Source organism: Pseudarthrobacter phenanthrenivorans (genome assembly GCF_036455295.1).
GTDB classification, from domain to species: Bacteria; Actinomycetota; Actinomycetes; order Actinomycetales; family Micrococcaceae; genus Arthrobacter; species Arthrobacter phenanthrenivorans_C.
On record NZ_JAYXNX010000003.1, the window covers coordinates 388765 to 402692 of the forward strand.

Sequence of the window (13928 nt, forward strand, 5' to 3'; positions counted from 1 at the left end):
GGCTTCAGCCTAGTGGACCAGTTCGCCCGGAGCGGTTGCGGCCTGGCCGCGGTTGAGCTTGGCACCCTCCACGTCCACGTCCGGCAGGATCCGGTCCAGCCACCGCGGCAGCCACCAGGACTTGGCGCCCAGCAGGTACATCACGGCGGGCACGATGGTCATGCGGACCACGAACGCGTCGAACAGCACGCCGAAGGCCATCGCGAAGCCGAGCGGCCGGACCATGGTGAGGTGGCTGAAGATGAAGCCGGAGAACACACTGACCATGATGATCGCGGCCGCGCTGACCACGGCGGCCGCGTGCCGGAAGCCCACCCGCACGGCTTCCTTGGCCGGTGAACCGTGCATGTAGGCCTCGCGCATGCCCGAGGCAATGAACACCTGGTAGTCCATGGCCAGCCCGAACAGCACGCCGATCAGGATGATCGGAAGGAAGCTCAGCACCGCGCCTGGGTTGGCCACGTCGAAGACGTTCCCCAGCCAGCCCCATTGGTAGACGGCAACCACGGCGCCGAAGGCAGCGGACAGGGACAGCAGGAATCCGCCTGTTGCCAGCAGCGGGACCACGATGGAGCGGAACACGAGCAACAGCAGGATCAGGGAAAGTCCGACGACGATCGCCAGGTAAGGCGGCAGGGCGTCGCCGAGCTTGGTGGAGACGTCCACGTTGCCGGCGGTCTGCCCGGTCAGGCCCATGGTGACGTCAAAGTCGGCCTTGATTTCGCCGTTGAGGCCACGCAGGTCGGAGACCACCTTGACGGTGCTGGCGCTTGCCGGGCCCTCCTTGGGGATGACCTGGAAAACGGCGGTGCGGCGGTCCTCGCTGAGGGCAACTGGAACGGCGGCCACCACGTTGTCCACGGCGCGGAGCTTGTCCGCGATGTCGTACTGCAGCTTCTGTGCCTGTGCTGCGTCCAGGTTCGCGGGGAACTCGCCCACGGCCACGATAGGGCCGGTGACGCCTTCGCCGAAGCTGCGCGCGGTCAGGTCGTAGGCCTGGTAGGCCTCGGACTCCACGGGCTCCGAGCCGCCGTCGGGCAGGGCGAGTTGCAGCTGGGTGGCGGGAAGGGCCAAAGTGCCCAGCAGGAGCACGCCGGCAACGAGGGCCACCCACGGGTGCCTGGTGACCAGGCCGCCCCAGCCACGGGTGCTGCGTTCCTGGTCAACGGCAAGGTCCGCGGCCTCGTGGTCCGGCTGGGCGTTGTGCGCGTCAGCCTTGGCCCAGGCCCGCTTGGAGATGATGCGCCGGCCGATCAGGGACAGCATGGCCGGTGTCAGGGTGATGGCCACGAGGACGGCGACTGCTACGGTTCCCGCCGCAGCGAGGCCCATGACCGTGAGGAACGGGAGCCCCGGGACCACCAGGGCGGCGAGGGCGATGATCACGGTAAGGCCCGCGAAGACCACGGCGTTGCCGGAGGTGCCGTTGGCCCTGGCCACGGACTCCTCAGGGTCCATGCCGGCCAGGAGCTGGGTCCGGTGCCGGTTGACGATGAACAACGAGTAGTCGATGCCCACCGCCAGGCCCAGCATGAGGGCCAGCATGGGGGAGATGGAGCTCATGTCGAACAGGCCGGAGAGCGCGAACGTGATGCCGACGCCCACACCGACGCCCATGATGGCCATCAGCAGCGGCAGACCCGCGGCGACCAGCGTGCCCAGCATCAGGATGAGCACCAGTGCCGCCACGGCGATGCCGACGATTTCCGCCGTGCCGAAGAGAGCTGAAATGTCCTCGGTGATTTCCTTGCTGGCAAAGGCCTTGACGCCGGCTGAGGACGTCTCGTGCGCGATTTGCTGCACCTGTTTGCGGACAGCCGGAGCCAGCCCGTTGATGGAGGTGTTGAACTGCACCTGCGCCACGGCGGCCTTGTTGTCTTCGGAGACGAAGCGGATGGCCGAGGCCGCCTGGGCCTGGCGTTTGCCAAGTTCCAGCTTTGCCTTGTTGGCCGCCAGTTCCTGGGTGCCGGCGTCGAGCTTTGCCTGGCCCTGCGCCAGCGCTGCCTTCTGCTGTCCTAGCTGGGCCTCGATCACCGCCGCCGGGGCGCCGGCAGCGGTGAGCTGCTGCTCGGCGGCCGCAAGCTGGGCCTTACCGGCTTCCAGCTGGGCGCGGGAGGCGTCAAGCTGGGCCTGCCCGGCGGCCAACTGCTGTTCGCCATCGGTGATGGCCTTGCCTGCCTGGTCCAGCTGGGCCTGGGTGGCGAACGGATCCACGGTGCCGCGGACGTCGGGGAGGGCCAGGAGCTTCTTGAGCGCGTCCGTCACGGCCGCCCGGCTCTGGTCCGTGAAGCCGCCGTCGGGCGCTTCGAAGACGATGGTGGCGCTGCCGCCGGAGGCTGAGGGCAGCTCCTGCTTGAGCTTGTCCGCGATCCGCTGCGTTTCGGTGCCCGGAATCTGGAAGTTGTTGGAAAGGGTGCCGTGGAAGGCCGCAGCCGAGCCACCAACGGCCACCAGCACGGCAAGCCACAGTGAGATGACAAGCCAGCGCCGGCGGTAGGAAAACTTGCCGAGGCGGTAGAGGAGGAGTGCCATGCGGGATACCGATCTTGTCAGGAGGAGCGGGACGTGGATGGTGCAGGGGTGGTGAAGCCGGCGCCCAGCAGGGCCATGGCGTCAATGAGCAGTTGCCGGAGCTCGCCCAGGGAGGCAGGCGACAGGTCCGGCCCCCGGCGGTTGAACCAGACCTCCATGGCGGCCTTTCCGCAGGACATGACGGAACCGGCCAGGGCGTGGACGTACAGCTCGTCCTCCTCACTGGGCGTACCGGCCAGGCGCTCGCGGGCAACCATGAATACCTGCGCCCGGCAGTGGTCCCAGGCCTCGAGTTCGGTGTGGGCCATGAGGGGGCTCTGCTGGGTCAGCGAGAACAGTTCAGCGAGCGGAGCCACGGCTTTGGGACCGGCGAGGGCCACGAGGGCGGCCTGGGCGGACTCGAGCAAAGGTTCGTCCGCCGGCCTGAGGCGGAGCTGCTGGATGGCGTTGTCCAGGAATCCGTGGACGATTGAGGCCAGGGCCGCGTCGGTGCTGCTGAAGTAGTTAAAGAACGTGCGGCGGGAAATGCCCGCTGCCTCTGCGATGTCCTCCACCGTGAAGTTGCCCGGGCCCTTGCCGCGAAGGAGGGCCAGGGCGGCGTCAGTGATGGCCTGCCGGGTGGCGGCCTTGTTCAGCTCCCGCCGGGAAGGCGCGGGGTCGGCATCAGCAGGGGAATCGAGCGCGCTCACGTACTTACACTATGTGCAAGTTTGCACTGCATGCAACTAACACTCACAGGTGAACGAAAGGTTCACAACAGCCTTTCCTGAACATTGGCGGCGAAGCTTGGTATGTCTCGCCAAGAGGCACAACACGAGCAGCCGTCCCCATGGCGGCGAATCAGGAGACAAGAGATGACACGCACGAAGAAGATGACCCTGGGCTTGTCAGCGGCAGCGCTGGCGCTTGGTGCCGGAATCGGCGTTGCCGGAATGGCTTCGGCCACCACCACAACGCCCACTCCCACCCCCAGTGCGAGCTCAAGCGCTTCAGCCGGCGGAAACACCGGCACCGACCAGGAGCACATGGGAAGGCACGGCGGCCGCGGCGGCCAGGGCATGGAGCAGGCGTCGGCGCTGGCGGCCAAGCTCGGAGTGGACGAGGCCAAGGTTGCCGACGCCCTGAAGTCCTTCCGTGACGCCAACAAGCCCACTACTCCGCCCGCTGAGGGTCAGAAGCCGGACCGCGCCGCACGCGAAGCGGCCCTGGCCAAATCGCTTGCCCAGTCGCTGGGTATTGATGAAGCCAAGGTAACGGCAGCGCTGCAGGAGATCCGCAGCGGGGAGCAGTCCGAGCGGGCAGCAGCGCTGAAGACGCGCCTGGACAAGGCCGTCACCGACGGAAAGCTCACCCAGGCGGAAGCCGACGCCGTGACCAAGGCCGTCCAGAACGGCGTTATCGGGGGCGGGGGCCGCTAACCAGGCAGCTGTCGGCTGCGGTGCAGCCGCAGGCCGTCCTTAACCAAGAGAACGTCCCCGGGAAGGCTTCCCGGGGACGTTCTCTTGGTTATTTGGGTGTTACGCCTTTGCGTCCTGCAGTTCGCGGGGTGCGGTGTCGGCTGTGGTGCCGTCGGTGGCGTTTTCGCCGTCCACAGCTTCCTCCTCGACGAACGGGGTGCCGTTGCGGGGGGCGTTGTACAGCGTCTCATCCAGGATGCCCTGGCGCTTGGCCACGATGGTGGGGACAAGAGCCTGGCCCGCAACGTTCACTGCGGTGCGGCCCATGTCCAGGATCGGATCAATGGCCAGCAGGAGCCCGACGCCGGCCAGCGGCAGTCCCAGCGTGGAGAGCGTCAGGGTGAGCATCACCACGGCGCCGGTGGTGCCCGCGGTTGCCGCGGAACCGAGGACGGAGACCAGCGCGATCAGCAGGTACTGGCTGAAGTCCAGGTGGATGCCGAAGAACTGGGCCACGAAGATTGCCGAGACTGCGGGGTAGATGGCCGCGCAGCCGTCCATCTTGGTGGTGGCGCCCAGGGGCACGGCGAAGGAGGCGTAGGCGCGGGGGACGCCCAGGCTGCGCTCGGTGACGCGCTGGGTCAGCGGCAGCGTTCCCACGGAGGAGCGGGACACGAAGGCCAGCTGGACGGCAGGCCAAACGCCGGAGAAGTACTGCTTGATGGAGAGGCCGTGGCTGCGGATCAGGACGGGGTAGACCACGAACAGCACCAGCGCCAGGCCGGCATAGATGGCCACGGTGAACTTGCCAAGCGAGCCGATGGTGTCCCAGCCGTAGACGGCGACGGCGTTGCCGATCAGGCCGATGGTGCCCAGCGGTGCGATGCGGATGATCCACCAGAGGACCTTCTGGATCACGGCGAGGGCTGAGGCGTTGAGGTTCAGGAACGGCTCCGCCGCCTTGCCGACCTTGAGGGCCGCGACGCCCACGGCGATGGCGATGACCAGGATCTGCAGGACGTTGAAGCTGATCGAGGTGGTGACGGCGCCGGCGTCGCCGACGGTGGAGCTTGCACCCAGGCCCAGGAAGTTCTTGGGGAAGAGGCCCACGAGGAATGCCCACCAGTCACCGGACTTGCCGGTGTACTTGGCGTCCCCGGTGATGCCGGTGTTGGCGCCGGGCTGCAGCAGCACGCCCAGGCCCATGCCGATCAGCACGGCGATCAGGGAGGTGATGGCGAACCACAGCAGCGTGTTCCAGGCCAGCCTGGCGGCGTTGGATACCTGGCGCAGGTTGGAGATGGAGCTGACCACGGCGGTGAAGATCAACGGCACGACGGCGGTCTGCAGCAGGGACACGTAGCTGGAACCAATGGTCTGCAGCGTGGCGCCGAGCGCGTTGGGGTTCGCCTTGGTGCTGCCGGTGTACTTCGCCAGCAGGCCGAGGCCAAGGCCCACGATGAGGGCGGCGATGATCTGGAAGCCGAAGGAGCCCGCCCACTTGGGCAGCTGGAATCCGGTCTTCCCTGCGGGGGACGGGGTGCTTGTCTGAGTGCTCACCAGAACAAGCTAGACCTCGTCGCAATACCACGTCGAAAGAATATTGAGAAATATTACGCGCGCTGGATTGAGTCCAACGAATAAGAACCCTGTAATCGCAAGGGATGCGGTGGTGATTGTTAAGTTATTCCCGATGCCAGTGTGCTTAACATCTCCCTAGTTCCTTGGATAAAGGCCCGACGCAAGTGCCTTCCGGCAGCTTGCTCCCCACCGGCACCCTAGCCTCGCAAGCTCGGCCAGGGAACCTGCCGGCGTGGGCCCAGCCGCGAGGAACGAGCAGCACGCAGAGGATGTTGCCCTCCCGCCCTCCAGGGGCGGGCTATCCCAACAGCGCCCGGCGGAGGGTGTCCAGTCCAACCGAGCCGATGTTGAGGGCTTTCGTGTGGAACTCTTTGAGGTCGAATCCAGGCCTGGCTTCGAGTTCGGCGCGGATCTGTTCCCAGAGCCGCTGCCCCACCTTGTAGGAGGGCGCCTGCCCGGGCCAGCCAAGGTAGCGGGTGAACTCGAAGTTGAGCTGGCCTTCGCTGATGGGGAGGTTTTCCTTGAGGAAGGCATAGCCCTTGTCGGCGGTCCAGGTGCCAGAGCCCCAGCGTTCCGGTACTTCGAGTTCGAGGTGGACGCCGATGTCGAAGACAACGCGGGCGGCGCGCATGCGCTGCATGTCCAGCATGCCCATGTGGTCGCCGGGGTCGCTGAGGTAGCCCAGTTCCTGCATGAGCTTTTCCGCGTAGAGCGCCCATCCTTCGCCGTGGCCGGAAGTCCAGCAGACGTTGCGGCGCCATTTGTTCAGCAGTTCGCGGCGGTAGGTGGCGGTGGCTACCTGGAGGTGGTGGCCGGGGACGCCCTCGTGGTACACCGTGGTGGTCTCCGCCCACGTGGTGAAGGTATCTTCGCCGGCGGGGACGGACCACCACATGCGGCCGGGGCGGCTGAAGTCGTCGGAGGGGCCGGTGTAGTAGATGCCGCCTTCGTCCGTGGGCGCGATCCTGCACTCGAGTTTCTTCATCACGTCGGGGATGTCGAAGTGAACTCCGGCGAGTTCGGCAACGGCTTTGTCGGATAGGCGCTGCATCCATTCCCGCAGCGCCTCGGTGCCCTTGAGCTGGCGCGCGGGATCGTTGTTGAGGATTTCCTTGGCCTCGGCGATCGAGGCTCCTGCCTTGATGGTGGCCGCCACCTCTTCCTGCTCTGCGATGAGGCGGTCGAGTTCCTGCACGCCCCACGCGTAGGTTTCCTCGAGGTCCACCTCGGCGCCGAGGAAGGACCGTGAGGCCAGTGCGTATCGGGCCCGGCCGACGGCGTCCTTTTCGGGCGCGGCGGGGAGCAGTTCGGTGCGCAGGAATCCGGCCAGCCCGGTGTAGGCACGCCGGGCGGCGTCAGCACCGGCGTCGAGTTTTTCCTGCAGGGCAGGCGGCAACGCTCCGGAGGCCGTGGAGGCTTCCGCCGCCAGCTTGGCGAAGAAGCCGTCTTCGGCGGCGTACTTGGTCACCTGTTCGATGACGATCCGCACCTGGCGGGCGGCGGCCACCTTGCCGGCGTCCTTGGCCAGGCGCAGGGACTCGGTGTAGCCGCTGATGGCGGCCGGCACGTTGTGCGCGCGCCCGGCGATGTGCTCCCAGTCCTGCTCGGTGCCGGTGGCCATGAGGTCGAAGATGGCCCTGATGTCCTGGGCCGGGGAGGCTATGTTGTTCAGCTCCGCGTACTCCCAGCCGGAGGCGTGGATGAGGAGCTGGAGGCCAAGCCGTTCCCGCATGGCGTCCAGGGTGACCACGTCCACGTCGTCCTCCGGCTCCAGGCCCTCCAGGGCGGCCAGGGTATCGCGTGCTGCCTCTGCGAACCCTGCGATGCCGGCCGGGGAGAAGTCCTGGTACTCCGTTTCATGTCCGGGCAGGCCAAGGGTGGTGGCGAACGTCGGGTTGAGCCGGATCAGGGTGTCGGTGTAGGTGTCCGCGACGGCGTCGATGCGGGTGTGCGGACGAGTGGCGGGTGCAGTGTCGGTAGTCACATCCCGAGCCTACCCGGCCGACCGGGTGGGTGGGTGGGGAGGGTCAGCCCTGGCTGCGCTTCCAGGCGCCCGGCCCGGGGGCCGGGGCAAGCCGGAGCTGCTGCCGCCGCACCCAGTGCCGCACGCCCGGAGTCCGTGCCGGGGCAGAGCTTTCGACGCCCAGGGAGAGGACGACGGCGGTCAGTGCAGCCAGTTCCTCGGCGTTCGGCTGCCCTTTGACAACAGAGAGCAGGGGATCGGCGGGAGTTTCGGCGGCCTCAGGCGCATCTGGGCTCGGGGTCACAGCGGGATGTTCCCATGCTTCTTGGCGGGGAGGCTGGCGCGTTTGTCACGCAGGGCGCGCAACCCCTTGATGATCTGGAGTCGGGTGTCCGAGGGGGCGATCACGGCGTCCACGTAGCCAAGTTCGGCCGCCTGGTAGGGGTTGAGGAGTTCTTCCTCGTACTGCCGGATCACCTCGGCGCGGCGGGCTTCGACATCGCCGCCGTCCTGGGCGACCGTGGCGAGGTCGCGCCGGTAGAGGATGTTGACGGCGCCCTGTGCGCCCATGACGCCGATCTGGGCCGTGGGCCAGGCCAGGTTCAGGTCGGCGCCGAGCTTCTTGGAGCCCATGACGATGTAGGCGCCGCCGTAGGCCTTGCGGGTAATCACGGTGAGCTTGGGGACGGTGGCCTCGGCGTAGGCGTAGAGGAGTTTGGCGCCGCGGCGGATGATTCCCTGGAACTCCTGGTCCTTCCCGGGGAGGAAGCCGGGGACGTCCACCAGGGTGATGATGGGGATGTTGAACGCGTCGCAGTGGCGCACGAACCGGGCCGCTTTTTCCGAGGCGGCGATGTCCAGGGTCCCGGCGAACTGCAGGGGCTGGTTTGCCACGATGCCTACGGTGTGGCCTTCCACGCGTCCGTAGCCGATCATCACGTTGGGGGCGTACAGGGCCTGCATTTCCAGGAAGTGCCCGTCGTCCACGATCTGCTCCACTACGGCACGCATGTCGTAGGGCTGGTTGGCGGAATCCGGAACCAGCGTGTCCAGGGCGAGGTCGTCGTCGTCGATCTCCAGCTCCTGCTGGTGGCCCAGGACGGGGGCCTCTGCGAGGTTGTTGGAGGGGAGGAAGTCCAGCAGTTCGCGCACGAACTCGATGGCGTCGGTTTCATCCGAGGCCAGGTAGGTGGAAGTTCCGGTGGTGGCGTTGTGCTGGCGGGCGCCGCCGAGGGTTTCCATGTCCACGTCTTCACCGGTGACCGTCTTGATGACGTCGGGGCCGGTGATGAACATGTGCGAGGTCTTGTCCACCATCACCACGTAGTCCGTGAGGGCGGGGGAGTAGGCCGCCCCGCCGGCGGACGGACCCATGATGAGCGAGATCTGTGGCACCACGCCGCTGGCGTGGACGTTGTTGCGGAAAATGTCAGCGAACATGGCCAGCGAGGCCACGCCTTCCTGGATGCGGGCGCCGCCACCGTCCAGGATGCCGACGACGGGGCAGCCGTTGCGGAGCGCAAACTCCTGGACCTTCACGATCTTTTCGCCGTTGACCTGGCTGAGCGAGCCGCCGTAGACCGTGAAGTCCTGGGAGTAGACAGCCACCAGCCGTCCGTCCACCGTGCCGTAGCCGGAGACCAGGCCGTCGCCGAGCGGCTTCTTCTTTTCCATCCCGAAGGCGGTGGAGCGGTGCACGGCCAGGGCGTCGAATTCAACAAAGGAGTCTTCGTCCAGCAGCATGGCGATGCGCTCGCGGGCAGTGTTCTTGCCGCGTGCGTGCTGTTTTTCGATGGCTTCAGGGCCGGAGGGCTGTTCGGCGCGCGCCTGGCGGTCGCGGAAATCGGCAATCTTTCCCGCTGTCGTTGTCAGATCGTGGCTCATCAAGTGTCTCCGGCTCTGTAGCAGGTCAGTTCTGTTGGCTGGCCGCCCGTGCTGCGTGGAGCTTTAAGTAGCTTCCACACAAAAGACGAGCCCTGGTGGCAAGTCTAGTGACGCTTCGGGCGCCCGCAGCTGTAGGGAACCTACAATTTTCTGCCGTTCCAACAACCGCTCTTCTATGTTACTCACGAGTAACTTGTTTGGGCTACAGTGGTCCCATGACTTCAAGCGACGATGCTTTGCATGCTTCTGAAAGCCCGTACAGGGCAGCAGGTTCCCTCGCCGGCCGGACCATACTGATTTCCGGCGGCAGCCGCGGAATCGGCCTGGCCATCGCCAGGAGGGCTGCCAGGGACGGCGCCAACATCGTGCTCCTGGCCAAGACCGGGGAACCGCATCCCAAGCTCGCGGGCACGGTGTATACGGCAGCCGAGGAACTGGTGAAGGCCGGTGGCCAGGCCTTGCCGCTGGTGGGCGATGTGCGCCGGGATGAGGATGTTGCCGGCGCCGTGGCGGCGGCAACGGAGCGTTTCGGTGGCATTGACGTGGTCATCAACAATGCCTCGGCCATTGACCTTTCCGCTACGGACGCCGTGGACATGAAGAAGTACGACCTGATGCAGGACATCAACGTCCGCGGCACATTCCTGCTGTCCAAGCTTGCACTCCCGGCACTCCGGGCCTCGGAGCAGGGGCACATCCTCACGCTTTCGCCGCCGCTGAACCTCGACCCGAAATGGGCAGGCCGGCACCTGGCCTACACCGTGGCCAAATACGGCATGAGCCTGACAACCCTGGGCCTTGCCGAGGAACTGAAGACCGACGAGATCCGGGTGAACTCCCTCTGGCCCTGCACGCTGATCGACACGGCGGCCATCCGCAACATGCCGCATGGTGAGACCATGGTCCTTGCCGCCCGCGGACCGCAGATCATGGCGGACGCAGCCCACGCAGTCCTTACCGGAGGCAACCTGGCGGCCGGTGCGCCGCCGTCGGGCAACTTCTACACGGATGAGCAGGTCCTCAGCGCCGCCGGCGTGACCGACTTCCGCCCCTACAGCCTCGGCGCCCCGGAGGACCGGCTGGTCCCGGACATCTTCCTGTAGCGAATCCTGCCCGGCGGCGCACCGCCAGGCAGGATTCGGCTCGGTAGGATTTAGGCATGGACGACGCACATGCACCGGGCACCCCCCTGAACCGAGTGGACCTGGCCGACCAGCGCTTCCTCTCCGCCACGGGGATTCCCCGGCTCGACGTGGTGGACTCCACCGGCTCGACGAACGCGGACCTCCTGCGCGGCGCCACGGTAGATCCCGCGGCGTGGCCCGACCTCTCCGTTCTCACCGCCGAGTACCAGACCGCGGCGCGGGGCCGGCTGGACCGGCATTGGGAAGCGCCGCCGCTGAGTTCGGTATCCGTCTCCGTGGTGCTGCGTCCGGTCAATGCGGAGGGCAGGCCGCTGCCCACCCAGAGCTACTCGTGGCTGTCCCTGATCGCAGCACTCGCGCTGCGCGAGACCCTCCTGGAAGCGGCCGGGATCCCGGCCGAGGTCAAATGGCCCAACGATGTCCTGGTGCGTGGCAGGAAGATCGCCGGCATCCTGGCCCAGCTTGGACCCATGACGGACGGCAACGTGCCCCCCGTCATCCTGGGCACCGGCCTGAACGTCACGCTGCGTGAGAATGAGCTTCCGGTTCCCACGGCCACCTCGGTGGCCCTGGAAGGGTCCCGCACCACAGACCGCACCGTCCTCCTGAAGAGCTACCTGTCGCACTTTGCGACCCTGTACCGCAGTTTCTGCAACGCCGACGGCGACCCCGCCGCCGGTATGGCCGGTGGCCCGTCCCTCCACAAGAGGGTGGAAGCCGTGATGGTCACGCTGGGCAAGCAGGTCCGCGCGCAGTTGCCCGGCGACCACGAAATCATTGGACACGCCTCCCGGCTGGATGAATACGGCTCCCTGCTGGTGGTGGACCGTGACTCGCGCGAGCACGTGGTGACTGCGGGGGACGTGGTGCACCTGCGGCCCTGGACGTCGCCGGATGAACCCAACCAAGGCGGTTATGCGTAAGAACCTCCTTCCCGGGGAGCAGGTCATCGTCACTACCCGCCCGCAGCCCAGGAAGCTGGCCGGGGCAGCCGTGGCGTTCGTGCTGGCCCCGGCGCTGGCGGCGTACGGCAGTGCCTGGGTCACCCGGGGCGGCGCAGCACGCCTGGCCCCCTCCCTTGGCCGCCAATGGACTCCCTGGTTGGTCACCGCCTGCATCATCGCAGCTGCTGCCGTGTGGCTGGGCTACTGCCTGCCCCGCCTGCTCCGCTGGCAGGGGACACGCTACATCCTGACCAGCCACCGGGTGGTGGCCCGCTACGGACTGCTGAACCGGCGCGACCAGCAGGTGAACCTGGCATCGGTGCGCAACCTCACGGTCCATGAATCGGTGCTGCAGCGACTGGTGCGCTCGGGGAATATATCCTTGGAAACCGGGCACCAGGGCGTTGTGACCTTTCGCGACGTGCCCGAGGTTGCCAGGTTCCGCGACTTTATCCTCGACGCCATCGGGGAACTGCCGGACGACAGCGGGGCCCAGCCGGGCGGCGCGACGTATTACCCCGCCGGTGCTCATCCGGAGGACATGAGAGAAGGTGGACGGGATGACCGATGAGGCCCAGCAGGAACGCGTCGAGCACATCCCAACCCGCACCGCCTTTGGTCCCGACGGTGGATCTTCCGGGGGCCAGTCGTCGGACCCAACCGGATCCGAACCCGCTTCCACCGCAGCGGCGACCGGGGCGGACCGCCACCCGCCCACCGGCGTCATGTCCGCCGAGCGCCTCGCCATGAAAGCCCTCGAATCCCGCCTTTTGGGCGGGGAACGCAAACTCCGCCGTCGTGAAGTTGCCGCCGGCGCCGGGCTCTCCCTCCTCTCCGCCCGCAAGCTCTGGCGGGCCCTGGGATTTCCGAACTTCGGCGACGAGGACGTTGCCTTCACCGAACGGGACCAGGCGGCACTGTCCACCGTGGTCGACCTGGTCCGCGCCGGAAAGCTCACGGAGGAAGCCGCCATCTCGGTAACCCGCTCCATCGGCCAGATGACCGACCGCATGGTCGTCTGGCAGATCGAAGCCCTGGTGGAGGACATGGTCCACGAACAGGGAGTCACCGACGCCGTGGCCCGCAAGCGGCTGGTCAACGAACTTCCCGCGCTGGTGGACGCCCTTGAGGAGGTCCTGGTCTACTCATGGCGGCGGCAGCTCAACGCGGGGGTCCAGCGGCTGGCAGTCCGGGCCGAGGCGGGCCTGCAGGCCAGCGAGGAGGGCCGGGAAGGCGACGAGGACGACGCCCCGCTGCCCCTGGCCCGCGCCGTGGGTTTCGCAGACCTGGTGTCCTACACCAGCCTGTCCCGGCGGATGAACGAGAAGACACTCGCGCGGCTGGTCCAGCGCTTCGAGAACAAGTGCGCCGAGATCATTTCCGTGGGTGGCGGCAGGCTGGTCAAGACCGTGGGTGACGAAGTCCTGTACATCGCCGAAACCCCGGCGGCCGGCGCCGAGATTTCGTTGGCACTGGCCGAGGCCTTCACCGAGGACGAGATCCTCCCCGAAGCACGGGTGGCCATGGTGTGGGGGAGGATCCTGTCGCGCCTGGGTGACATCTACGGACCCACCGTCAACCTCGCGGCACGCCTGACCACCCTCGCCGACCCGGGAACGGTGCTGGTGGACTCCATGACGGCGTCAGCGCTGGAGCACGACGAACGGTTCGTGATGACGCCCCAGGCTCCGGAGAACGTCCGCGGCTTCGGCGAAATCAACCCGGTCCGGCTCACCCGCGGCCGCGGCAAGGGCCTGGTCCTGGACTAGGACCCCACCCGGCGCCGGCCGTCCAAACCGGGTCGAAAGAATTTGTCCATTTGTTGGCGTATAGGGGTATCGTTGTGGTGCCCGGGGTCCTGCGATGCCGGCTGCCGGCAACGAGCCAAAATCTATCCGGGGGATTTTCCACTCATGAACCGTCGCGGACAAACGCGCCCTAAGGGCCCTGGCGCCGCTGTATCCCCATGGCACCGGATGCTGCGCTCCCGCCGGATCACCGGTACTGCGTTTGGTGCTGTGGTGGCTGTGGTGGTGACCGGTGCTGTGTTGTATCCGGGGTTTAAGACCACTGAGGTGGAGTTGAATGACGGTGGCGTGTGGGTGGTGTCGAAGTCCAAGAATGCTGTGGGGCGGTTGAATTATCCGTCGCGGGTATTGGATGGGGCGGTGACGCCGGCGTCGACGTCGTTTGATGTGTTGCAGCATGCCGGTGAGGTGTTTGTTGATGATGTGACTGGTTCGACGTTGAATCAGGTGTCTCCGGCGAGTATGCGTTTGGGTGGGGATAAGCAGTTGCCGGGTTCTGCTGTGGTGAGCTTTGGTGCGCGGACGATTTCTGTGACGGATGCGGGCTCGGGGAAGGTGTGGGCTGTTTCGCCGTCGACGGTGAATGGTTTTGATAAGGAAGCCTCGGAGCCGGTGTTGGTGGGGTCGAAGGGCATTGTGTCTGTGGTTGGTTCTGATGACCGGATTTATTCTGC

At 66.7% G+C, this 13928-nt stretch carries 12 protein-coding genes; 6 read left to right on the forward strand and 6 right to left on the reverse strand.

The annotated features are described in order from the left end of the window. Positions 1–9: 9 nt before the first annotated feature. Both VXJ37_RS05980 and VXJ37_RS05985 read right to left on the reverse strand, forming a co-directional pair. Positions 10–2532 carry an MMPL family transporter gene (locus tag VXJ37_RS05980; RefSeq protein ID WP_331322135.1) on the reverse strand — a complete coding sequence of 841 codons (2523 nt, stop codon included), beginning with the start codon at positions 2530–2532 and terminating at the stop codon, positions 10–12. A 17-nt stretch (positions 2533–2549) separates the two neighbouring features. Continuing rightward, the gene (locus VXJ37_RS05985) at positions 2550–3221 is read right to left on the reverse strand and encodes a TetR/AcrR family transcriptional regulator (protein ID WP_331322136.1); all 672 of its coding nucleotides are present in this window, start codon (positions 3219–3221) and stop codon (positions 2550–2552) included. 165 nt (positions 3222–3386) lie between these two features. On the opposite strand from VXJ37_RS05985, the gene VXJ37_RS05990 reads away from it, so the two are divergent. Then, a complete protein-coding gene (locus VXJ37_RS05990; protein ID WP_331322137.1) occupies positions 3387–3950 on the forward strand; it encodes a hypothetical protein in 564 nt (187 codons plus the stop codon). A 99-nt stretch (positions 3951–4049) separates the two neighbouring features. Here VXJ37_RS05990 and VXJ37_RS05995 read toward each other — a convergent pair whose 3' ends face one another. From VXJ37_RS05995 to VXJ37_RS06010, 4 genes are all read right to left on the reverse strand, one after another. Beyond that, entirely contained in the window at positions 4050–5489 is a 1440-nt protein-coding gene (locus tag VXJ37_RS05995; protein ID WP_331322138.1) for a dicarboxylate/amino acid:cation symporter, read from the reverse strand. Between the two features lie 319 nt (positions 5490–5808). Further along, entirely contained in the window at positions 5809–7494 is a 1686-nt protein-coding gene (locus VXJ37_RS06000) for a DUF885 domain-containing protein (RefSeq protein ID WP_331322139.1), read from the reverse strand. A 43-nt stretch (positions 7495–7537) separates the two neighbouring features. After that, complete coding sequence (locus VXJ37_RS06005; protein WP_331322140.1) at positions 7538–7777, reverse strand: acyl-CoA carboxylase subunit epsilon; 240 nt, start codon at positions 7775–7777, stop codon at positions 7538–7540. Then, positions 7774–9357, reverse strand: coding sequence for an acyl-CoA carboxylase subunit beta (locus tag VXJ37_RS06010; RefSeq protein ID WP_331322141.1), 1584 nt, complete (start codon positions 9355–9357; stop codon positions 7774–7776). The genes VXJ37_RS06005 and VXJ37_RS06010 overlap by 4 nt, the downstream gene beginning before the upstream one ends. A 215-nt stretch (positions 9358–9572) precedes the next feature. Here VXJ37_RS06010 and VXJ37_RS06015 point away from each other — a divergent pair, with 215 nt between their 5' ends. From VXJ37_RS06015 to VXJ37_RS06035, 5 genes are all read left to right on the forward strand, one after another. Next, positions 9573–10460: an SDR family oxidoreductase gene (locus VXJ37_RS06015; RefSeq protein WP_331322142.1), complete on the forward strand. Its 888-nt coding sequence runs from the start codon at positions 9573–9575 to the stop codon at positions 10458–10460. 56 nt (positions 10461–10516) lie between these two features. After that, positions 10517–11425, forward strand: coding sequence for a biotin--[acetyl-CoA-carboxylase] ligase (locus VXJ37_RS06020; RefSeq protein ID WP_331322143.1), 909 nt, complete (start codon positions 10517–10519; stop codon positions 11423–11425). Beyond that, entirely contained in the window at positions 11418–12017 is a 600-nt protein-coding gene (locus tag VXJ37_RS06025; RefSeq protein WP_331322144.1) for a PH domain-containing protein, read from the forward strand. The genes VXJ37_RS06020 and VXJ37_RS06025 overlap by 8 nt, the downstream gene beginning before the upstream one ends. Then, a complete protein-coding gene (locus VXJ37_RS06030) occupies positions 12007–13215 on the forward strand; it encodes an adenylate/guanylate cyclase domain-containing protein (RefSeq protein WP_331322145.1) in 1209 nt (402 codons plus the stop codon). Before VXJ37_RS06025 ends, VXJ37_RS06030 begins: the two co-directional genes overlap by 11 nt. Before the next feature lie 207 nt (positions 13216–13422). Next, positions 13423–13928 (forward strand): hypothetical protein (locus VXJ37_RS06035; RefSeq protein ID WP_331322146.1); only part of this gene is annotated, 506 nt, incomplete at its 3' end.

What these genes read in the sequence shown, in the direction of transcription:
- VXJ37_RS06010 (WP_331322141.1), bottom strand. Translation starts at nt 9,357, where the DNA reads ATGAGCCACGATCTGACAACGACAGCGGGAAAGATTGCCGATTTCCGC.
- VXJ37_RS05990 (WP_331322137.1), top strand. Translation starts at nt 3,387, where the DNA reads ATGACACGCACGAAGAAGATGACCCTGGGCTTGTCAGCGGCAGCGCTG.
- VXJ37_RS06015 (WP_331322142.1), top strand. Translation starts at nt 9,573, where the DNA reads ATGACTTCAAGCGACGATGCTTTGCATGCTTCTGAAAGCCCGTACAGG.
- VXJ37_RS05980 (WP_331322135.1), bottom strand. Translation starts at nt 2,532, where the DNA reads ATGGCACTCCTCCTCTACCGCCTCGGCAAGTTTTCCTACCGCCGGCGC.
- VXJ37_RS06020 (WP_331322143.1), top strand. Translation starts at nt 10,517, where the DNA reads ATGGACGACGCACATGCACCGGGCACCCCCCTGAACCGAGTGGACCTG.
- VXJ37_RS06030 (WP_331322145.1), top strand. Translation starts at nt 12,007, where the DNA reads ATGACCGATGAGGCCCAGCAGGAACGCGTCGAGCACATCCCAACCCGC.
- VXJ37_RS06025 (WP_331322144.1), top strand. Translation starts at nt 11,418, where the DNA reads ATGCGTAAGAACCTCCTTCCCGGGGAGCAGGTCATCGTCACTACCCGC.